The following is a 20,247-nucleotide window of genomic DNA, read 5'->3' on the forward strand; positions in this document are numbered from 1 at the left end:
CCGTCGGCTCAGCCCACGAGATTGCGGACGAGCATCCACACCGCGGCGACGCCCAGGACCGCGGCGCCCGCGCGGCTCGACAGGCGGAGGCGGTAGTAGCGGCCGCGCAGTCCGGCCGTCAGCCAGCGTCCGAGGGCGTAGGCGGCGGCCGGTACGCCCAGGACGAGCAGGGCGGCGTTGTCGTGGAACGCCGCCACGACATCGCCGTGCAGCAGGTCGTACGCGAGGCGGGTGCCGCCGCACAGCGGGCAGAGCAGGCCGGTCGCCCACCGGAGCGGGCAGCCGGGGAGCAGATGGCCCGGCTCGTGCGGATTGGTGTGCCAGAGGTAGGCGGCCCCCACCGTGCCGATGCCGAGGCCCAGGGTCGCCCGGCGGAGCGTGGCGGCGCGGAGTGCGGCCCCGGTCGGCGGTCCGGCCGGGGCGGCGGGGTGGGGTGCGGGTCCGGTGGCGGTCATGTCACAGGCTCAGCGACCTGGCGTGGTTGACCTGGTTGAGCACGTACATGACCTGATCCCGGGACTGCACGGGGACCATCGTGGCGTGGTGACGCCCGCCGCTGGCCACCGTGACCTGCACGAAGCCGGTGGTGACCCGCTCCTTCATGAGCAGGAAGAGCAGGCCGAGCAGGCAGAAAAAGAAGAAGACGATGCCCAGCACGATCGCGTGCGTGGGGATCTTCTCCTCGGTGCGCGACATGTCCGTGGCGGTCCAGATGGCGCCCTTCAGCGGCATCGGCCCGGACGGCGTCATGATCGTGTCGCCGCTGATCGCGATGTCGCCGATCGAGAAGGCGACCCCGGCGCCCTGCGGCTGCCCCGGCGCGAAACCGCCGCCGGGCGGGGGAAAGCCCGGCGCGCCCTGCGGCTGCGGCGGCGCGGTCGGCGGTGCGGTCGGCGGTGCCGGGGGCGTGGCGCCGCCCGGGTAGCCGTACCCGGACTGCGGCGCGGCCTGCGGGTACCCGTAACCGGGCTCCCCGGGGCTGCCACCCTGCGGGTACCCGTAACCGGGCTCCCCGGGGCTGCCACCCTGCGGGTACCCGTACGGGGTACCGGCCGGTGCGGCGGGTACGCCACCGGGCTGCGGCGGCATACCAGGCTGCGGCGGAGCACCGGGCGCCGCACCCGGCTGGGGCGCCGCACCCGGCTGGGGCGCCGCACCGGCCGCACCGGCCGCACCCGGAACACCAGCCGCACCCGCCGCATCGCCCGGCTTCGCCAACGGATCCGGCTTGGCCAGCGGATCGGCCCCCGCGGGCGGGCTCGGTGCGGCGTACGGGTTGGGTTCGTCCTGGGGAGGGCCGGGATGCTGGTTCGCCATGGGTGATCTGTCCCCCGAGAGTGCGTGATGACGGCGGTGTGCGGTCCGTAAGAGGAGCCGTACCCGGCCATCCTGCCAGTAGGCCGCCGTACGGAGCCCGGGTGAGCGGACATCGCGCCCGGACCCGGGCGGCGGCCCCGTCCCGGCCGTACCGCCACCGGTACCGCGCGACTCCGGAGCGTCAGGGGCATGCACGCCCTCGCGCCGCCCCGCCACCGGGGGATGCGGTCCGGGCGGCAGGAAGGCATGTAGTCGGGTTACCGTTCGAGTGGCGTTGCGGGGATTTTCCGTTTGACACGGGGGCGGGAGGTACCGTCACACTCCGCAGCGTCAAGCGACACCGCAGTGTCCGCCTCCAGCGCTATCGCCTGGAGGTATCCAGGCGTCGACCGGAGAGAAGAGCGAAGTTGTCCCCGACCAGCGAGACCGCAGAGGGCGGCGGCCGCCGACTCGTCATCGTCGAGTCGCCTGCCAAGGCGAAGACGATCAAGGGCTATCTCGGCCCCGGATACGTGGTCGAGGCCAGCGTCGGGCACATCCGTGACCTCCCCAACGGTGCGGCGGAGGTCCCGGCGAAGTACAAGGGCGAGCCGTGGGCCCGCCTCGGGGTGAACGTCGACGCAGACTTCCAGCCCATCTACGTCGTCAACAGCGACAAGAAGGACCAGGTCAAGAAGCTCAAGCAGCTGCTGGCCGAGTCCGACGAACTCTTCCTCGCCACCGATGAGGACCGCGAGGGCGAGGCCATCGCCTGGCATCTCCAGGAGATCCTCAAGCCCAAGGTCCCCGTCCACCGCATGGTCTTCCACGAGATCACCAAGGACGCCATCCGCGATGCCGTGGCCCACCCCCGCGAGCTGAACAAGAAGCTCGTCGACGCCCAGGAGACCCGCCGCATCCTCGACCGCCTCTACGGCTACGAGGTCTCGCCGGTCCTGTGGAAGAAGGTCATGCCGCGGCTGTCGGCGGGCCGGGTGCAGTCCGTCGCGACCCGCCTCGTCGTCGAGCGGGAGCGCGAGCGCATCGCCTTCCGTTCCGCCGAGTACTGGGACCTGACCGGCAGCTTCGCCACCGGCCGGGCCGGGGACAGCTCCGACCCGTCGACGCTGACCGCCCGCCTCGCCACCGTCGACGGCCGCCGCGTCGCCCAGGGCCGCGACTTCGGCGCCGACGGCCGCCTCAAGAACGACGCGGTGCTCCACCTCGACGAGGCGAACGCCCGCGCGCTGGCCGCCGCCCTCGCGGAGACCGCCTTCGCGGTGCGCTCCGTCGAGTCCAAGCCGTACCGCCGCTCCCCGTACGCGCCGTTCCGGACGACCACCCTCCAGCAGGAGGCGAGCCGCAAGCTCGGATTCGGCGCCAAGGCGACGATGCAGGTGGCGCAGAAGCTGTACGAGAACGGCTTCATCACCTATATGCGTACGGACTCCACGACGCTCTCCGACACCGCGATCTCCGCCGCCCGCGCGCAGGTCACGCAGCTCTACGGCGCCGACTACCTGCCGGAGAAGCCGCGCAGCTACGCCGGGAAGGTCAAGAACGCGCAGGAGGCGCACGAGGCGATCCGCCCCTCCGGCGACCGCTTCCGCACCCCGGCCGAGACGCGCCTGACCGGCGACCAGTTCCGGCTGTACGAGCTGATCTGGAAGCGGACCGTCGCCTCCCAGATGAAGGACGCGACCGGCAACTCCGTCACCGTCAAGATCGGTGGCCGCGCCGCCGACGGGCGGGACGCCGAGTTCACCGCGTCCGGCAAGACCATCACCTTCCACGGCTTCCTCAAGGCGTACGTCGAGGGCGCCGACGACCCCAACGCCGAGCTGGACGACCGCGAGCGCCGGCTGCCGCAGGTCGCCGAGGGCGACGCGCTGGGCGCCCGGGAGATCACCGCCGACGGCCACGCCACCAAGCCTCCGGCCCGCTACACCGAGGCGACGCTGGTCAAGGAGCTGGAGGAGCGGGAGATCGGCCGCCCGTCGACGTACGCGTCGATCATCGGCACGATCCTGGACCGCGGCTACGTCTTCAAGAAGGGCACCGCGCTCGTCCCGTCCTTCCTCTCCTTCGCCGTCGTCAACCTCCTGGAGAAGCACTTCGGGCGGCTCGTCGACTACGACTTCACCGCCCGGATGGAGGACGACCTCGACCGCATCGCGCGTGGTGAGGCGCAGTCCGTGCCGTGGCTGCGGCGCTTCTACTTCGGCGAGGGCGGCGAGGACAGCGCCTCCGGTGCCGCCTCGGACGCCGGGAACGGCGACGGCGACCACCTCGGTGGCCTGAAGGAGCTGGTCACCGACCTCGGCGCGATCGACGCCCGGGAGATCTCGTCGTTCCCCGTCGGCGACGACATCAAGCTGCGGGTCGGCCGCTACGGCCCGTACGTCGAGCGGGGCGAGAAGGACGCCGAGGGCCACCAGCGCGCCGACGTGCCGGACGACCTGGCGCCCGACGAGCTGACCGTGGAGCTGGCCGAGGAGCTGCTGGCCAAGCCCAGCGGCGACTTCGAGCTGGGCACCGACCCGGAGAGCGGCCACGAGATCGTCGCCAAGGACGGCCGGTACGGCCCGTACGTCACCGAGGTGCTGCCCGAGGGCACCCCGAAGACCGGCAAGAACGCCGTGAAGCCGCGGACCGCGTCGCTCTTCAAGTCGATGTCGCTGGACACGGTGACCCTCGCGGACGCGCTCAAGCTGATGTCGCTGCCGCGGGTCGTCGGCACGGACGCCGAGGGCGTGGAGATCACCGCGCAGAACGGCCGCTACGGCCCGTACCTGAAGAAGGGCACCGACTCGCGCTCCCTGGAGAGAGAGGAGCAGCTGTTCACGATCACGCTGGAGGAGGCGCTGGCGATCTACGCCCAGCCCAAGCAGCGTGGCCGGGCCGCCGCCAAGCCGCCGCTGAAGGAGCTGGGCACCGACCCGGTCAGCGGTAAGCCGGTGGTGGTCAAGGACGGCCGGTTCGGCGCGTACGTCACCGACGGTGAGACCAACGCGACGCTGCGCCGCGACGACGACGTCGAGACGGTCACGGCGGAGCGCGGCTACGAGCTGCTGGCGGAGAAGCGCGCCAAGGCCCCGGCGAAGAAGACCGCCAAGAAGGCCCCGGCGAAGAAGGCGGCCAAGAAGGCGCCCGCGAAGAAGACGGCGGCGAAGAAGACCGCGGCCAAGGCCACGGCGGCGAAGAAGACCACCGCCGCGAAGAAGACGACGGCCGCCAAGAAGACGACCGCGGCGAAGAAGACCACCGCGGCGAAGAAGACCACCGCGGCGAAGGCGGCGCCCGGCGAGGAGTGAGCGGGCGGGCAGCGGGCACGGTCCGCTGCTCGTTCGGTGCCCCGGCGCGCGGCCGCACCTCGCGCGCCCGGGGCGGCCACCACGTCGTACGGGGACAAGGGCGGGCAAGGCGGGCGGTGACCCGTCGGGCCCGCCCCTTTGTTCGGGCGGGGCCCGCGCGTGCACGGCCTGCCGATAGGCTGGGCGGATGACGCGTGCCGAGCAGCCAACGGCCCAGACCCCCACCTCAGGCGCCCTTGCCGCGGATTCCCGCGAGCGCGCCGTACGAGCCCTGTTGCGCTTCCCCCCACTGAAGCGACTGTGGAGCGCCCAGTTCGTCGGGGCCATCGGCGATGCCCTGTCCATGCTGGTCCTCGTACTCCTCGCCCTCCAGGCGGCGCTGTACGTCCCCCTGGGAGGCCAGGCCGTGTTCGGCGGCGGCTACCGGGGCGCCGCCCTCGCGGTCACCGTGGTCTTCGCGGCCAGGATGCTGGCGACCCTGCTCTTCGGGGCGGTCCTGCTGGGCCCGCTGTCGGCGCTGACGGCGCCCTCCGGGCCGCTCGACCGCCGCTGGACGATGATCGTCGCCGATGTCGTACGGGTCGCGCTGCTGGTCGTCGCGCCGCTGTGGCTGGACTGGACACGGGCGAACGCGCTCGCCTGGCTGCTGGTCACGGTGTTCCTGACCGGCGTCGCCGAGCGCTTCTGGACCGTCGCGCGGGAGAGCGCGGCGCCGGGGCTGCTGCCCGCGCCGCCGCCCGAGGGCGCCACCGTCCGGCCGCTGCCCGACAATCTCGCCGCGCTGCGGCGGCTGTCGCTGCGCACCACCTTCGTCTCGCTGCCGCTCGCGGCCACCGCGCTCGTCGTCGTCACGCTCATCGGGAAGCTGCTGGGCACCGGCGTCGCGTGGTTCGACAGCCATCAGGCGGCCCTGGGCTCCTATGTGGCGGCGGGCCTGTTCGCCGCCTCCGTGTCGGTCCTCTACTTCATCGAGCTGCCCGGTGGCGCCACGCCGCGGCCGCGCTCCCCGCTGGAGGGGCTGCGCCGTCCCAAGAGCGCCGGTGGCGTGGACAAGGGCCGTACCGGCACCGCCCCGCTGCTGGTGCTCGCCTGCGCCGCGGTCGCCGCGGCCGTCGCCGCCGCGGTCTCCCTCGCCGTGCTGCACTCCGCCGATCTGGGCGGCGGCCCGGTCCTCTTCGCGCTGCTGGTGCTGGTGCTGACCGGCAGCCCGGTCGCCGGGATCCGCGGCGCCCGCCGGGTGCTCCCGGCGCTGTCCCGCCGCCGTCTGCTGGCTCTCGCGGTCGCCGCGACGGGCCTGTCGCTGCTGGTCATGGGCCTGGTGACGGACGCGACGACGGCGGTGCTGCTGGCGCTGCTCGCCGGGGTGAGCGCCGGGATCGCCGCGAACACCGGCCACGTCCTGCTGGAGCAGGAGGCCGAGGAGGCCGACCACGCCCGGACGACCGGGCAGCTGCACGCCGTCGTCCGTCTCGCGGTCGCGGTGGCCGCGATCGTCGCGCCGCTGCTGGCCGCGGTCATCGGCCCGCACCGGGTCGGGAGCGGCGCGTTCGCCTTCGACCACGGCGGCGCCGCGTTCGCACTGATGCTGGTCGGCGCGCTGCTGCTGCCGGTCGCCGCCTGGGTGCTCGGCAAGGTCGACGACCGGAACGGGGTGCCGCTGCGGCGCGATCTGCGGGAGGCGCTGCGCGGCGGCGACCCGGAGCAGGCGCCCGCGCCCACCGGCTTCTTCATCGCCCTGGAGGGCGGCGACGGTGCGGGCAAGTCCACGCAGGTCGAGGCGCTCGCGGAGTGGATCCGCGCCAAGGGCCACGAGGTCGTGGTGACCCGCGAGCCGGGCGCGACCGCCATCGGCAAGCGACTGCGCTCGATCATCCTGGACGTCTCCACCTCCGGACTCTCGGACCGTGCCGAGGCGCTGATGTTCGCCGCCGACCGCGCCGAGCACGTCAACAGCGTCATCCGGCCCGCCCTGGAGCGCGGCGCCGTCGTCATCACCGACCGGTACATCGACTCGTCGGTCGCCTACCAGGGCGCCGGACGCAACCTCGCGCCCACGGAGATCGCCCGGATCTCCCGCTGGGCCACGGACGGCCTGGTACCGCATCTGACGGTGCTGCTGGACGTCACCCCGCAGACCGCGCGGGAACGGTTCACCGAGGCGCCGGACCGGATGGAGTCGGAGCCCGCGGAGTTCCACGAGCGGGTGCGCGCCGGGTTCCTGACCCTGGCCGCCGCCGACCCGGCCCGTTACCTCGTCGTCGACGCGGGCCAGGAGCCGGAGGACGTCACCACCGTCGTACGGCACCGCCTCGACCAGGTGCTGCCGCTGTCGGCGGCCGAGGTCAAGGCGCAGGAGGAGGCCCGTAAGGCGGCCGAGGAGGAGGCCCGCCGCAAGGCCGAGGAGGAGGCCGCGCGCAAGGCCGAGGAGGAGCGCCTGGCGCGCGAGCGCGAGGAGCAGATGGCGAAGCTGCGTGCCGAGGAGGAGGAGCGCAAGCGCCGCGAGCTGGAGGAGGCCAAGGCCCGCGAGGCGGCCCGTCAGGCCGAGGAGGCCCGGCAGCGTGCCGAGGAGGCCCGGCTCGCGGCGGAGGCGGAGCGCAAGCGCCGCGAGGCCGAGGAGCGGACGCGCGCCGAGGAGCAGGAGCGGCTGCGGCTGCGCGCCGAGGAGGAGGCGCGGCTGCGCGCCGAGGCGGAGGAGCGCCGCAAGGAGAAGCAGCGCAAGGCCGAGGAGGCGCTGCTCCGCGCCGAACAGGCCCGGATCGCGGCGGCCGAGGCGGCTGCCGCGGCGGAGGCGAGGGCGGCGGCGGAAGCGCGGGCCACGGCCGCGGCCGCCGAGGCACCGACGACGGAGACGCCGGTCGCCGATCTGCGGAAGCGGACGGCGCGCGAGGGCGGTACGTCGGCGGAGCCGTCCGGCGGTGCGTCGGGTTCCGGCTCGGACCGGGCGCGCCCCGACTCCGACCACGGCTCCCACTCGGCCACGGATTCCGTGTCCGGCTCCGACAACGAGCGGACCGCGGCCCTGCCGCTGCCCGGGACGACCTCCGTGTCCGGCGCGGCGGACGAGACCGCGGTGCTGCCGCGCGCCACGTACGACCCGGACTCCGAGCAGACCAGCGTGCTCCCGGCGGTCCGCCCCGAGGAGCGCGACGCGGCCCCCGAGGACCGGGTGCCGTCGTGGCTCTTCCGCGACGAGGAGCGCGGCGGTGCGCACGGCACCCTGCGCGAGCACCCGGCACCCGCCGAGTCCGGCGCCGAGCGCACCCGCGAGCTGCCGCAGCTGGACCCGGAGACGGGCCGTCCGGCCGAGCCCCCGCAGCGCGCCCGGCGCCGTCCGGAGTGGGCGGAGGAGACCCCGCTGGACGATCTGCCGACGCTCTCCGACGAGCTCTTCGGCCGCCCCGAGGACGGCAACGATCACCGGGGCCGCCGCGGCTGACCCTCCCCGGACGGCCCCGCCGTCCGCGAAATGCCCGTGGCCGCAGCCTCTCCGCTGCGGCCACGGGCATTTCGCGTACCGGCCGGGCGGCGGCCCGGACCGGATTGTCGGTGGGGTGCACCACAATGGAACGAGCGCGAGACACGACGGCGCGTGCGGCGGCACCCGCACCCCGGCGTGGCGGCGCCAGGGCCTGTCGTCACGCTCCCGTCGTCCGCCCGGCGGGCGGGAGCGTGACGACAGCCCCTGGATCAGCAGAAACGGAGGCCGCGACCGGCGGCCCCGGGTGCGGAGCGGGAAGAGGGACGGCGGTCAGCGATGGCGGTATGGGACGACGTGGTCGGCCAGGAGCGGGTGACGCAGGAGCTCGCCGCGGCCGCACGGGACGCGGACGCCCTCGTCTCCGCCGACCGGGCCCTCCACACCGCCGCGCCCGGTGAGCCGGGGGCTGGGGAGTCCGGGGGCGCCTCCCGGATGACGCATGCCTGGCTGTTCACCGGCCCACCCGGATCGGGCCGCTCCACCGTCGCCCGCGCGTTCGCCGCCGCCCTGCAGTGCGTCTCCCCGGACCGCGCCCTGGGTGGCGCCCCCGGCTGCGGCTTCTGCGACGGCTGCCACACCACCCTCGTCGGCACCCACGCCGACGTCGAGATCGTCCGTACGGACCTGCTCTCCATCGGCGTGAAGGAGACCCGCGACCTGGTGCGCCGGGCGTCGCTCTCCCCGGCGGGCGGCCGCTGGCAGGTGATCGTCCTGGAGGACGCCGACCGCCTCACCGAAGGCGCCGGAAACGTCCTGCTCAAGGCCGTCGAGGAGCCCGCGCCCCGCACCGTGTGGCTGCTGTGCGCGCCCTCCATCGAGGACGTCCTGCCGACCATCCGCTCCCGGTGCCGTCACCTCTCGCTCCGTACGCCGCCGGTCGACGCGGTCGCCGACGTCCTGGTCCGGCGGGACGGCATCGCGCCGGAGGCCGCGGCGGCCGCCGCCCGCGTCACCCAGGGACACATCGGCCGGGCCCGCCGCCTCGCCACCGACGAGCGGGCCCGCGCCCGCCGGGCCGCGGTCCTCAAGCTCCCGCTGCGCATCGACGACATCGGCGGCTGCCTCAAGGCCGCCCAGGAGCTGATCGACGCGGCCGGGGAGGACGCCAAGCAGGTCGCGGAGGAGGTCGACACCAAGGAGACCGAGGAGCTGCGGGCTGCCCTGGGCGCGGCCGCGGGCACCGGAGGCCGGTTGCCCCGCGGCACCGCGGGCGCGATGAAGGAACTCCAGGACCGCCAGAAGCGCCGTGCCACCCGCACCCAGCGCGACAGCCTCGACCTCGCCCTGGTCGACCTCACCGGCTTCTACCGCGACGTCCTCACCCTCCAGCTGGGCGCCCCCGTCCCGCTCGCCAACGACGAGGTCGGCGACAGCCTCGACCGCGTCGCTCGCGCCTCGACGCCGGTCCGCACCCTGCGCCGGATAGAGGCGATCATCGCGTGCCGGGAGGCCCTGGACCGCAACGTCGCGCCGCTTCTGGCGGTCGAGGCGATGACGGCGGCGCTGCGGGCAGGGTGAGGGGGCCGGGGCATCGGGGCTGGGGCCGTCGGGGTTGGGGCGCGGGACGGTTGGGGCCGGGGCCGGGGCGGTGCGTGGGCTGGTGGCCGGGGGCGGTGCGGTTGCCGCTGGGGCCTGGTGCGGTAGCGGCCGGTGCGGTGCGTGGGCCGGTGACCGGGGCCGGGGTGATGCGGTCCTGGCGGGGCCAGTCCTGTGCGGTGAGACAACGGCCGGGGCCAGTCCTGTGCGGTGAGCCAACGGGCCGTGGCCGCTTCGGTACGGGGGCTGACATGGGGTCGGGCGGACCGATCGCCACGGCCACTCCCCCCGACGTACAGCACACACAGCCCTCGCCCCGCTACCCTCCGTTCATAAGATTTCGGGCACCGCGCCCATACCCCGCACCGGCCACCGACCCCGCACCACCGGCCACCGGCCACCGACCGACGACCGCGGCGCCCCGCACCGCCAAGCCTCCGTGCCCCGATGGGGCTCGCCACCGCCGTGCGCCCACAGGGCCCACAGGGACAAGGGACCGCCCATGGCCACCAGCCGTCTGTTCCGTACCTCCGCCGCCTTCTTCGCGGCCACCGCGCTGTTGATCTCCGGCTGTTCCTCGGGACCGTCGTCCACGCCCTCCGCGGCCGGTCAGGGACGGGCCGAGGATGCCGACGCCTCCGGGATGTCCAGCGGCGCCCCGAAGTCCGTCCTCGCCCCGCTGCCCACCGCCGTCCCCGCCGGCCTCCGGCCGCACTACGACCAGAAGCTCAGCTGGCACGCGTGCGGCGTCAGCGGCTTCGAGTGCGCCACGATGAAGGCGCCGCTGGACTACGCGCGGCCCGGCGCGGGCGACGACCTCAAGCTCGCCGTCGCCCGGAAGAAGGCCACCGGCCCCGGGAAACACATCGGTTCCCTGATGGTTAATCCCGGCGGCCCGGGCGGCTCCGCGATCGACTACCTCCAGCAGTACGCCCCGGAGCCCGCCGCCGTCCGTGCGCGCTACGACATGGTGGCGATGGACCCGCGCGGCGTGGCCCGCAGCGTCCCGGTGGAGTGCCTCTCCGGCAAGGAGATGGACCGCTACACCCAGATCGATCAGACCCCCGACGACGCCGCCGAGGTCACCGAGCTCACCACCGCCTACCGGAAGTTCGCCAAGGGCTGCGAGGCCCGTTCCGGCAAGCTCCTGCCGCACGTCTCCACCGTCGAGGCGGCCCGCGACATGGACGTCCTGCGCGCCGTGCTCGGCGACCGGAAGCTGTACTACGTCGGCGCCTCGTACGGCACCTTCCTCGGCGCGACCTACGCCGGGCTGTACCCGTCCCGCGTCGGCCGGGTGGTCCTGGACGGCGCGATGGACCCCTCGCTCGGCCCCCGCCAGGTCAACATCGAGCAGACCGCCGGCTTCAACACCGCCTTCACCGCCTTCGCCGAGGACTGCGTCAAACGCCGCGACTGCCCGCTCGGCACCAAGAGCGCCGCGGACGCCGGCAAACGGCTGTCCGCCCTGTTCGAGAAGATCGATGCGCATCCGCTCGAAACCGGCGAGGACCGCCGCCTCACCGAATCGCTCGCCAGGACCGGCGTGATCGCCGCGATGTACGACGAGAAGGCATGGCCGGCCCTGCGCGAGTACCTCGCCCAGGCCGAGAAGGGCGACGGCCGCGGCCTGCTGACCCTCTCCGACAGCTACTACGAGCGCGACCCGGACGGCCACTACGCCAACCAGATGTACGCCAACCCCGCCGTGAACTGCCTCGACCTGCCCCCCGCGTACACCTCGCCCGCCCAGGTCCGCGCCGACCTGCCGCGCTTCCGCAAGGCGTCCCCGGTCTTCGGCGACGAGTTCGCCTGGGCCTCCCTGAACTGCGCGTACTGGCCGGTCAAGCCCACCGGCGCCCCCGAACGCATCGAGGCCAAGGGCGCCGCCCCCATCGTCGTCGTCGGCACCACCCGCGACCCCGCCACCCCGTACGCCTGGGCCAAGGGCCTCGCCGCCCAGCTCTCCAGCGCCACCCTGCTGACGTACGAGGGCGACGGCCACACCGCCTACGGCCGCGGCAGCACCTGCATCGACAAGGCCGTCAACACCTACCTCCTGGACGGCACCGTCCCCCCGAAGAACAAGCGCTGCACCTGACCCCACCCACCCTCTGACCAGCCCGTCAACCGCGTACGAACCACCCCTCCGGCATGTGTAGACTGGGCCGCGCACCACGCCGCCTTAGCTCAGTCGGCCAGAGCGACGCACTCGTAATGCGTAGGTCAGGGGTTCGACTCCCCTAGGCGGCTCCGGAAAAACCCCAGGACTCACTCGCCGTGACCTGGGGTTTTTTCATGTGCGGGGCACGCCGAGCCGCACGACGGGGATGCCGTGGAGGGGCTTGCGCGAGCGATGCGTGAGCGGAGCCGCCCGGCGAACTACCCCTTGGGCTCCTTCCGCTTGGCCTTTTTCGTGGCTTTGGCCTCGGCCTCCGTCGCGTCCTTCGGTTTGCCTTTGCCCTTGCCGGACTTCCCGGCCTTGGCCTTCTTGATCCGGGTGTCGCTGTGCCCGGGGGTGTCCGACACGATCTTGACGTCGATGCCGGCGGCGAGCATGAGGGTGGCCGCACCGTGGCGGAGGTCGTGCAGCCGGATCGGCGGGAGGCCGGAGGCGGTGACGAGGCGCTCGAAGAGATCGGTGACCTTGCCGGGGTGGAGCCAGGAGCCGTCCTCCTGGGTGAAAACGAGGCCCGTCTCGACCCAGGCCGTTCCCCACTGCTCGCGCTCGGCCTCCTGCTGCTTGCGGTGGCGTTCCAGAACGCCGACGGTGTCGTCGTCCAGTGCCACGACGCGGAAGCCGCTGTCCGTCTTCGGTTCGGACGACTCGCCCTCCCAGCCGTCCTGGACGAGTTGACCAGTGACGGTGAGGGAGTGCAGGACGAGGTTGGTTTCCGACCAGGGCTGGCCGCATGCCTCGCCGCGACGCAGGCCGCGGAAGGCGATCAGGTGCCACATGGCATACAGCCGGTCCTCGGCGACGAAGTCGAGGAAGGCGCCGGTCTGTTCCGGCGTCCAGACCATGACAGGTGAGGGCTGCTCACCGGTCTGCTGCCACCGGGCGACCCTCTCGTCCGTCCACACCAGAGCCTTCGGCTTGCGGACCGGGTCGATCTCGACGTGGGTCGCCGGAATGAAGGTGATGATCTGCTGCCCGATCGCGTCGTTCAGGGCCGCGCGGAGTGTGGCCCTGATGTGCTGTCGCGTGGACGGTCCGGTGACGCGGCGGAAGGGCGGCATCGCGTCGATCGCTGCCTTCATTGTCTTGCGGCGAGTCCGGTTCTCCACGCCCTTCCACGGCACGGTCGCCAACTCCTCGACAGCCGCGTGCCGCTGGGGGTTCTGCTCCAGGATGTCGGTGTTGGCATCGGTGATGGCGGTGAACATCTCGCTGAGGTGGCTTACGCGCAGCCGGTCGAGGCGGCAGTCGCCGATGTGGGGCTTGAGGTGTACGCGGACGTCGGTCTCGTAGCGGCTGATGCCCGACTTCCGTATGCGCTTGCCCGCGAGCCAGCGGTCCAGCCACTCGGCCACGGTGAGGCTGCCGACGAGGTCCTGGCCGGCCTTCAGTTGCCGCCGGGTCTCCTCGACGTCCGGCAGGGGCAACTTCTCGCCGCTGACCTCGGCCGGCATCTCGGCGATCAGCTGAGTGCCCTCGGGGTCGTCGGACTCGGCGAGTCCCATGAGGGCGCGTACGTGGTCAAGGTCGGCCTGGGCGGCCTTGAGGCTGCTGTACCCGGACCGTCGGCTGCCGTCCTCGCACGCCGACACCCGCCCGATCGTCCTGGTCGGGTGTCCCCTTCCCGGCAACCGCAACGACTGCAAAGCATGGGAAGAATCCGGAGCCAAGGCCGCCGTCGGCAACACCATGACGATCGCTGACGGCGGCTACCCGGGCACCGGCCTTGCGATGCCCCACAGGCGCCGCAAAGGCGAGGAGTTGCCCAGCTGGAAGCAGGTGCACAACAAGTCCCACAAGCAGGTCCGCGCCCGCGTCGAGCGCGTCTTCGCCCGCATGAAGACCTGGAAGATCCTCCGCGACTGCCGCCTCAAAGGCGACGGCGTCCACCACGCCATGCTCGGTATCGCACGACTGCACAATCTCGCCCTCGCCGGATAGACAAACGGGCGGATCAACAACCGACCTCGCCCGCACCGGTTCGAAGATCAGTTACGGGACAACCCACAGCTGCGGTGTCGCCCGGGCTGGGCACGGGGAACGCGCTGGTGGTGACGCTCCTGGTGCAGCTCGGGGTGGTGGCGGTGACGGGGCTGCTGAATCTGCGGCTGCCCCGGGTGGTCGGCCGAGACGCGGGTGGTCGGCCGAGAGCTGATCGGGACCGGCCGCGTCCGGTACGGCAGCAGGGCCCGGACCGCGCGTCGCGGTCCGGGCCCTGCCCGTGCGGTGCCGCCCTGCTGCGGCGGTGCGTCAGCTCTGTGCGGTGTCGTCGCCCGCCTGCCCGGAGCCCTCAGCTGCGCCTGCCTTCTCGCGCATCTTGCGCACCAGCTCCGCCTTCCGGTCGGCTGCACCCTGGCGGTCGAGGTTGCGGTGCGGACCGTTGTTCTGCCGTTCGGCGCGGGACAGCTTCTTGCGCTGGCCGCCGCCCATGCCCACGGGGTTGTTGATGTTCTTGCTCACGGTCACGGGTTCTCCCGGTAATGATGTGAAGTGATCTACGGATTCATCGGTGGGGGACGGGCGGCGACGTCGAAGGACGTCAGCAGGGGCCCGTCACGCTCTCACTCGTAAATCGGCGTTTGGAAGAACATGACAAAGACGTTACCCGGTTCCGCCGGCCCCGCACACCAACTTTTTCGCCGCCCCGGCGTCGGCCGGGCCTTCGGCGAGCGCCCGGGGTCAGCCGTTTCCTTCCGGGAATCTCAGCACAGCCAGCACCCGCCGGTGGTCGCCGCCCGCCCGGGGCAGGTCCAGATGGGCGTTACTGGGCCGCCGCGGGCGTTGTCAGTGGTCGCGAGCATACTGACGGCATGAGAGATCATCTCACTTGCGCCCCGCCGTTACGGGACAACCTTTAGGCGAAGTCAGGCGGCTGAATTGAGTTCCGCGTCGCAGTGAATCGAGCGGCGAATGCGTGAGCGATGCGTGAGCGGACCGCGTAGCACCCATTGGATCGGGCGTCACGCCCGCAAGGCCGACAAGCCCCTGACCAGGCAAAACAGGATCTGACGTGATCACCCGGCAGCACCCATCACGATCTTGCAGGCCCTCGTAATGCGTAGGTCAGGGGTTCGACTCCCCTAGGCGGCTCCAGAAGGAAACCCCAGGTCACACACCTCGTGACCTGGGGTTCTTTGCGTCAGCGGATGCGGCGACGGCGGCGCATCCGGGGCGCGCGGGTGTCCGTGGTCTCAGTTGCGGGTCTGGCGGCCGGAGCGGTGCGTGGAGCCGTTGTGGTGTGAAGGTGGTCGGCGGTGCGTTGCCGCCTCGGTGGAGCTTGGGGATGCCACGAGTTCCGGCACGGTCAGCGCCGCCCCTCCAAGGTCTTCGTGCCGTCCTTGGTCACCGTGATGCCCTTGGGGACCTCGACCTTGAACTTGGCGTCGCAGAAGGCGATGCCGTTGCACCCGGAGTCGATGTCGAGGGTGTCGCCCGTCAGGCGCCACACCAGGTGTTCGGTTCCGGCGGCCGCGTCGAACCAGCGGGTGACCTTGATGTCCTTGCGGTCGGTGGCGACGACCTTGGTGGCGACCTCGTGTGTCGTCAGCTTCAGGGCGCTGCCGGTGTAAGGGAAGGTCTTCGACGTGGGCTTCGCCTTCGAGGCGTCCACGGAGCAGCCGGACAGGCCGAGGGCGGCGGTGACGGTTACCGCTGCGGTGGCGATGAGTGCGGCGGGGCGTTTCGTGGGGGTGGCTGAGAACATCGGTTCCTCCTGGGAGACGAGTGGTGCGCTCCCGGCAGGGAGGCGAGGTGGTGCGCTCCCAAGACGGTCCCGGATGCGGGGGATCGGCACATCTGCCGATCGGTAGATATCGCTCAGCCGAGGGCGGGCACCGGCAGCCGGCAATGGACCCGCCAGCCCGGGCCGTGCGGGCCTGCCTCCAGCGTGCCGCCCAGGGCGCCGATCCGTTCGGCCAGGCCCGCCAGGCCGGTGCCGCCGCCGCGCCGGGCGATCGCGGGCACTGCGGGGGACGCGTCGTTCACCACGGTTACCGTCACGGCCGGGGCGGCGGCCCGGATCACGGATATCTCGATCCGGCCGGTTCGCGGTGCGTGCCGCCGTACGTTCGTCAGTGCCTCCAGCACCACCCGGTACGCGGTGTCCTCGGTCTCCCGGGAGAGGGCGCCCGCCGCGTCGTCGGGGAGCGACAGTGCCACCTCGGCGGTGGCCATGGCGGAGAAGCGGCCGATGAGTTCGGGCAGGTCGGCCAGGCCGTGGAGCCGGGTGGGCGGCGGCTCCGACGGGCGGTGATCGGCGCCGCGCAGGGCGGTCACCGTGTGGTCCATGGAGTCCAGCGCCCGCAGTCCGGCCTGCTCCACGCGTGCCAGCAGGGACCGGTGCTCCTCGGGGCCGGGGTCCGTGCCGAGCTGCGCCGCCTGGGCCTCCAGAACGATGCCGGTGATCTCGTGGGCGACGAAGTCGTGCAGGTCGCGGGCGACTTCGAGGCGCTGCTCGCGCCGGGCCAGTTCCACGGCGTGCGCCCGGCGGCGGTCGAGCGTCCGCAGGTACAGTCCGACGCCTGCCGCGACGGCCGCCGGGAAGAGGGCGAGCGCGGCGGCGACCGCCGATTCCTTCAGGCCCGTGGTGGGCGCGTGCAGGGTGAAGCGCAGCGGCAGCAGGACCGCGGCGGCGCCGGTCAGCGGGGCGACGAGGGCCACCCGGGGGCCGGGCACCCCGCGGACCACCCGCTCCAGCAGGACCAGCAGGGCGACCGTCTCGAACGGGTACCACAGGAGCATCAGGCCCGGGGTGCCGAAGATGCAGGCGTCCGTGACGAGGGAGAGTGCCGCCACGGTCCCGGCGGCCTGCGCCAGGGAGACCCGCCTGCACGGCCAGGTCGCGAGCGCCGCTGCCAGCGCCAGCGCGGCCATGACCGCCAAGAGGGCCGCGCTCGGCGGAGCCAGGGCGGCGGGGACGAGCATCAGCGCCGCCCCCGCCCCCGCCCACCGCCACCGGCGCCGCCGCTGCCGGGGAGGGATGCCGTGGTCCATGGGGGGAGGCTACGGACGTTTCGGGGGTGGGGGAGGCAGTTACTACGCCGAGGGTGTCCGGCCCCGGCCCCCGACACCGGCCCCGGCCGGCCCGGCCCCGGGTACGCGGCCCGCCCCCGTCCCAGAGCCTCAGCCCGGTGTCCGCCCTGTCGCGTAGCCGAGTTCCCAGGCGCGTACCGCGATGCCGACCCTGTTCCGTACCTGGAGTTTCCGTTGGATGCTGGCGACGTGGGTCTTGACCGTGCCCGCGGAGATGAACAGTTCGCGGGCGATGTCGGCGTTGGTTCTGCCCTCGGCGACCCTTCCGGCGATCTCCACCTCCCGTTCCGTCAGCAGCGGGTCGCGGCGTCGGGGGCGGCGGCCTGCCGGGGGGCCGGTGACGTGTTCCAGCAGCCGTACCGTGATCGAGGGGCTGATCAGGCTGTCGCCCGCCATCGCGGCCCGGACCGCCTCGATCAGCAGCGTCGGGCCCGAGCGCTTGAGCAGGAATCCCGAGGCGCCGAAGCGCAGCGCGGGGTAGACGTACTCGTCGAGGTCGAAGGTGGTCACGACGACGACGCGGACCCGTGAGCCCGTGGCGGGGTCGGTGAGGCGGCGGGTCACCTCCAGGCCGTCCAGCCGCGGCATCCGGATGTCGACCAGCGCGACATCGGGGGTGAGGGCACGCGCCAGTTCCACGGCGTCGACGCCGTCGGCCGCCTCGCCGACCACTTCCATGTCGGGCTGGCTCTCCACGATGCGGCGCATGGCCCGGCGGACCATTTCCTGGTCGTCGGCGATCAGTAGACGAATGGTCACGAGCGGGATTGTGCCGTACGGCGGGGCGGAGCACGGCGGGACGGGCGCCGGGAGCCCGGGGAGAGGCAGGGGAACAGGCGCTGCCGGTGACCTCGTGGACCGTGCTCGGGCGGTGGCGCGCGCGGCTGCGGGCGTGCGCGTCCGGCAGTGCGGGGAGACTGGGCCCCATGGACACGGTGCGGGTTCCGGAGGCGGTGGCGGGCGCGGGATGTGACCCGGGGCGAATCTGGTACGCCTCCTACGGGTCGAACGCGCAGTGGGAGCGGCTGGCCTGCTATGTGAGGGGCGGGCGGCCCGCGGGGGCGGCGCGGACGTATCCGGGGTGCCGGGACCGGCGGATGCCCGCGGAGTCGGTCGCGGTGGAGTTGGCCGGGGAGATGTATCTCGCGACCCGTTCGCCGGTGTGGGGCGGCGGCTGTGCCTTCTACGACCCCGGGGCCGAGAGGCGGGTCCTGGCGCGGGCGCATCTGGTGACGGCGGGGCAGTTCGCGGACATCGCGGCGCAGGAGATGTACCGGACGCCCGGGGCCGATCTGGATCTGGCCGAGGTGCTCGCCTCCGGCAGGTCCGTGCTGGGGGACGGGCGGTACGAGACGCTGGTCTGCGCGGGGTGGCTGGACGGCGCGCCCGTGCTCACCCTCACGGCTCCCTGGGGCGTGCGGGACGTGGCGTGGACGGTGCCGTCCGCCGCGTATGTGCGGTGCGTGGGTACGGGGCTGCTGGCGGCCGGTGCGTGGGATGCCGGGACGGTGGCGGCGTATGTCGCTGGGCGGCCGGGGGCGGCGGGGCACTGGAGCCCGGAGGGCGTACGGGCGCTGATCGCCGGGCCGGGGGAGGGGGATGCCGGGCCGGGTGCGCCGTAGGCCCCCGGCCGCTGGCACCTCCCGGTGCCGTGAGGGAGCATGCGCGGTGCTCCGTCCGGGCCCGGCGTCCGCTGAGCCGGACCGGGCACCCGGCGATCGGCGATCGGCGCCCCGGCGAGTGGCGAGGCCCGGCGGCCCGCGGCGGCCCGGGGGCCCGGTGCGCAACGTTTGACAGGGGTGCGGAGCGTGGGAAATTCTCGTTTCCACTATCAACCGGGATGTCAGAGGTGGGCCGTGACCAGCGAGGAGCTTCTGGCTGTGCTCGCCGCGGTGGGTCACGCGCAGCGGCTCCGCATCATCGCGGAGCTGTCCGGGGGGCGGATGTACGTCAGTGAACTGGCGCGCCGCCTGGGGGTGTCCCGGCCCCTGCTGTACATGCATCTGGAGCGTCTGGAGAAGGCCGGTCTGGTGGCCGGGAACCTGGAGCTGTCCGAGGACGGCAAGGCGCTGAAGTACTTCGAGTTGGCACCGTTCGACCTGCACGTGAATATCGATACGATCCTCGCGGCCGTACGGGCCGACGAGGCGGCGGACGACGCGGCCCCGTCGGAGCGGGCGGGTGGGGAGGCCCCGGCTGACCGACAGGGGCCTGAAGACGTGAAGGGGAAACGCACATGACCGGGGCCGTCATCGCCATCGCCGTCGTACTGATCGTCGTCGGCGGGATCACCGGGAGCGTGGTCGCGTACTTCCGGCTCCAGCGCCACCGCGCGGACGCCGTGGCGATGGCCTCGTACCGCAAACTCGCCGAGGAAGCCGTCGCCCAACAGGAGTCGCTGCGCGGGCAGTTGGCGGAGCTGGATGCGCGGGTCAAGGGCGTGGAGAGTCTGCTGCGCAGCGTTGACTAGGCGGGAGGGGGCGTCGGACGGCGGCCGCGGTGACCACGCCGATGAAGATCCACGGGGAGCCGTCCGGGATCGGCGAGCCCAGCACGCTGATGCTCAGCGGCACCAGCGTCAGCGCGGCCACCAGCACGCCGAGGACGATCCCGGCGATCGCCACCAGCGCCGCCTCCGCCGTCATCATCTGGAGCACCTGACGGCGCGTGGAGCCGATGAGGCGTTGCGGCATGAACTCCCGGCGCCGCTCGGTCGTGGCGACCACCTGCGTGTTCACCAGCGCGATCGTCGCGTACCCCACCACCATGCAGAGCAGCAGATACGACATCCACGTCCGTGTCCCGTCGGCGTCCGCCCGGGCGACGGCCAGCGCGTCGCGGTCGGCGACCCGCAGGCCCGGATGGTCCGCGGCCAGGGCGGAGAGCGTGCCGGTCAGCTTCGTCAGGTACGCCCCGGGCGTCGCCTTCACCATGATCTGCGGCAGCAGACCGGTGCCGGTGTGCGGCGCCAGCAGGGCGGCCGGGAGCAGCGCCGTCTCGTAGCCGCGGCGGCCGGCGAGGGTGGCCACCAGGGTGAGGCGGACGGGGGTGCCGTCGCCGAGCTGCAGCGGCACCCGGTCGCCCAGCTGGTACCCGCCGTCGCGGACCAGCGTCGTCGGCAGGGCGACGGACTCGCCGGTCAGCGCGGTGACGATCTTTCCGTCGGCGAGGAACAGCACCCGGCCCGCGTGGGAGGCGGCCACCGGGTCGTGGGTGACCATCACGATCGTCTGCCCGCCCCACCGCACGGCCTCGCGCAGCAGTGTCAGCACCTCGCGGGCGGTGTACGTGTCGAGGGCGCCGGTCGGCTCGTCGCCGAAGACGACGGCGGGCCGGGTGATCAGCGCGCGGGCGATGGCAACGCGCTGCTGCTGGCCGCCGGAGAGTTCCCGGGAGGCATGTAAGTTCTGACT

Annotated in this window: 15 protein-coding genes, 1 tRNA gene and 2 pseudogenes; 9 read left to right on the plus strand and 9 right to left on the minus strand. The window is 73.1% G+C overall.

Annotated features, from left to right (window positions below; genetic code table 11):
• Positions 1-8 precede the first annotated feature (8 nt).
• Both OG422_RS17115 and OG422_RS17120 read right to left on the minus strand, forming a co-directional pair.
• Entirely contained in the window at positions 9-455 is a 447-nt protein-coding gene (locus OG422_RS17115) for a DUF2752 domain-containing protein (RefSeq protein ID WP_405743595.1), read from the minus strand.
• Position 456: 1 nt separating this feature from the next.
• Positions 457-1,089 carry a hypothetical protein gene (locus tag OG422_RS17120; protein ID WP_405747838.1) on the minus strand — a complete coding sequence of 211 codons (633 nt, stop codon included), beginning with the start codon at positions 1,087-1,089 and terminating at the stop codon, positions 457-459.
• Positions 1,090-1,724: 635 nt separating this feature from the next.
• Here OG422_RS17120 and topA point away from each other — a divergent pair.
• From topA to OG422_RS17145, 5 genes are all read left to right on the plus strand, one after another.
• On the plus strand, positions 1,725-4,610 hold the full coding sequence (gene topA, locus OG422_RS17125; protein ID WP_405743596.1) for a type I DNA topoisomerase: 2,886 nt from the start codon (positions 1,725-1,727) through the stop codon (positions 4,608-4,610).
• Between the two features lie 187 nt (positions 4,611-4,797).
• On the plus strand, positions 4,798-8,046 hold the full coding sequence (gene tmk / locus OG422_RS17130; protein ID WP_405743597.1) for a dTMP kinase: 3,249 nt from the start codon (positions 4,798-4,800) through the stop codon (positions 8,044-8,046).
• A 318-nt stretch (positions 8,047-8,364) separates the two neighbouring features.
• Positions 8,365-9,606 (plus strand): DNA polymerase III subunit delta', encoded by a 1,242-nt coding sequence (locus OG422_RS17135; protein ID WP_405743598.1) that lies wholly within the window; start codon positions 8,365-8,367, stop codon positions 9,604-9,606.
• A 520-nt stretch (positions 9,607-10,126) separates the two neighbouring features.
• The gene (locus OG422_RS17140) at positions 10,127-11,725 is read left to right on the plus strand and encodes an alpha/beta hydrolase (RefSeq protein ID WP_405743599.1); all 1,599 of its coding nucleotides are present in this window, start codon (positions 10,127-10,129) and stop codon (positions 11,723-11,725) included.
• Between the two features lie 78 nt (positions 11,726-11,803).
• Positions 11,804-11,877: transfer RNA gene (locus tag OG422_RS17145), tRNA-Thr, on the plus strand.
• 129 nt (positions 11,878-12,006) lie between these two features.
• On the opposite strand, the gene xerC is transcribed toward OG422_RS17145, so the two are convergent.
• Entirely contained in the window at positions 12,007-13,395 is a 1,389-nt protein-coding gene (xerC, locus tag OG422_RS17150; RefSeq protein WP_405743600.1) for a tyrosine recombinase XerC, read from the minus strand.
• Between xerC and OG422_RS17155 the strand changes: the two are divergent.
• Positions 13,388-13,744 (plus strand): annotated as a pseudogene (locus tag OG422_RS17155) (transposase); the annotation flags it as partial. The gene xerC and the pseudogene OG422_RS17155 sit on opposite strands and share 8 nt — an antisense overlap.
• Before the next feature lie 309 nt (positions 13,745-14,053).
• Here the strand turns inward: OG422_RS17155 and OG422_RS17160 are convergent.
• From OG422_RS17160 to OG422_RS17175, 4 genes are all read right to left on the minus strand, one after another.
• Positions 14,054-14,269, minus strand: coding sequence for a DUF6243 family protein (locus tag OG422_RS17160; RefSeq protein WP_185994011.1), 216 nt, complete (start codon positions 14,267-14,269; stop codon positions 14,054-14,056).
• An 838-nt stretch (positions 14,270-15,107) separates the two neighbouring features.
• On the minus strand, positions 15,108-15,506 hold the full coding sequence (locus OG422_RS17165; RefSeq protein WP_143943868.1) for a hypothetical protein: 399 nt from the start codon (positions 15,504-15,506) through the stop codon (positions 15,108-15,110).
• A gap of 113 nt (positions 15,507-15,619) precedes the next feature.
• Positions 15,620-16,795: a sensor histidine kinase gene (locus OG422_RS17170; protein ID WP_405743601.1), complete on the minus strand. Its 1,176-nt coding sequence runs from the start codon at positions 16,793-16,795 to the stop codon at positions 15,620-15,622.
• Between the two features lie 129 nt (positions 16,796-16,924).
• Positions 16,925-17,593 carry a response regulator transcription factor gene (locus OG422_RS17175; protein WP_143942842.1) on the minus strand — a complete coding sequence of 223 codons (669 nt, stop codon included), beginning with the start codon at positions 17,591-17,593 and terminating at the stop codon, positions 16,925-16,927.
• A 167-nt stretch (positions 17,594-17,760) separates the two neighbouring features.
• Between OG422_RS17175 and OG422_RS17180 the strand changes: the two genes are divergently transcribed.
• From OG422_RS17180 to OG422_RS17190, 3 genes are all read left to right on the plus strand, one after another.
• Positions 17,761-18,456: a histone deacetylase gene (locus OG422_RS17180; RefSeq protein ID WP_405743602.1), complete on the plus strand. Its 696-nt coding sequence runs from the start codon at positions 17,761-17,763 to the stop codon at positions 18,454-18,456.
• Between the two features lie 234 nt (positions 18,457-18,690).
• Positions 18,691-19,074: a winged helix-turn-helix domain-containing protein gene (locus OG422_RS17185; RefSeq protein WP_143942844.1), complete on the plus strand. Its 384-nt coding sequence runs from the start codon at positions 18,691-18,693 to the stop codon at positions 19,072-19,074.
• Positions 19,071-19,304, plus strand: coding sequence for a hypothetical protein (locus OG422_RS17190; RefSeq protein WP_405743603.1), 234 nt, complete (start codon positions 19,071-19,073; stop codon positions 19,302-19,304). Before OG422_RS17185 ends, OG422_RS17190 begins: the two co-directional genes overlap by 4 nt.
• On the opposite strand, the gene OG422_RS17195 is transcribed toward OG422_RS17190, so the two are convergent.
• Positions 19,267-19,767 carry an FtsX-like permease family protein gene (locus tag OG422_RS17195; RefSeq protein ID WP_405747840.1) on the minus strand — a complete coding sequence of 167 codons (501 nt, stop codon included), beginning with the start codon at positions 19,765-19,767 and terminating at the stop codon, positions 19,267-19,269. The two genes, OG422_RS17190 and OG422_RS17195, sit on opposite strands and share 38 nt — an antisense overlap.
• Positions 19,768-19,959: 192 nt before the next feature.
• Positions 19,960-20,235, minus strand: a pseudogene (locus tag OG422_RS17200) (ATP-binding cassette domain-containing protein); the annotation flags it as partial.
• Positions 20,236-20,247: the final 12 nt, after the last annotated feature.

Origin of the sequence: Streptomyces sp. NBC_01525, assembly GCF_045040405.1 — a bacterium.
GTDB lineage: Bacteria > Actinomycetota > Actinomycetes > Streptomycetales > Streptomycetaceae > Streptomyces > Streptomyces benahoarensis.

Coding starts and splice junctions, on each gene's coding strand:
- OG422_RS17140 (WP_405743599.1), top strand. CDS start 10,127: ATGGCCACCAGCCGTCTGTTCCGTACCTCCGCCGCCTTCTTCGCGGCC.
- OG422_RS17115 (WP_405743595.1), bottom strand. CDS start 455: ATGACCGCCACCGGACCCGCACCCCACCCCGCCGCCCCGGCCGGACCG.
- OG422_RS17190 (WP_405743603.1), top strand. CDS start 19,071: ATGACCGGGGCCGTCATCGCCATCGCCGTCGTACTGATCGTCGTCGGC.
- OG422_RS17195 (WP_405747840.1), bottom strand. CDS start 19,767: ATGGTGAAGGCGACGCCCGGGGCGTACCTGACGAAGCTGACCGGCACG.
- OG422_RS17135 (WP_405743598.1), top strand. CDS start 8,365: ATGGCGGTATGGGACGACGTGGTCGGCCAGGAGCGGGTGACGCAGGAG.
- tmk (WP_405743597.1), top strand. CDS start 4,798: ATGACGCGTGCCGAGCAGCCAACGGCCCAGACCCCCACCTCAGGCGCC.
- OG422_RS17165 (WP_143943868.1), bottom strand. CDS start 15,506: ATGTTCTCAGCCACCCCCACGAAACGCCCCGCCGCACTCATCGCCACC.
- OG422_RS17120 (WP_405747838.1), bottom strand. CDS start 1,089: ATGCCGCCGCAGCCCGGTGGCGTACCCGCCGCACCGGCCGGTACCCCG.
- OG422_RS17170 (WP_405743601.1), bottom strand. CDS start 16,795: ATGGACCACGGCATCCCTCCCCGGCAGCGGCGGCGCCGGTGGCGGTGG.
- OG422_RS17180 (WP_405743602.1), top strand. CDS start 17,761: ATGGACACGGTGCGGGTTCCGGAGGCGGTGGCGGGCGCGGGATGTGAC.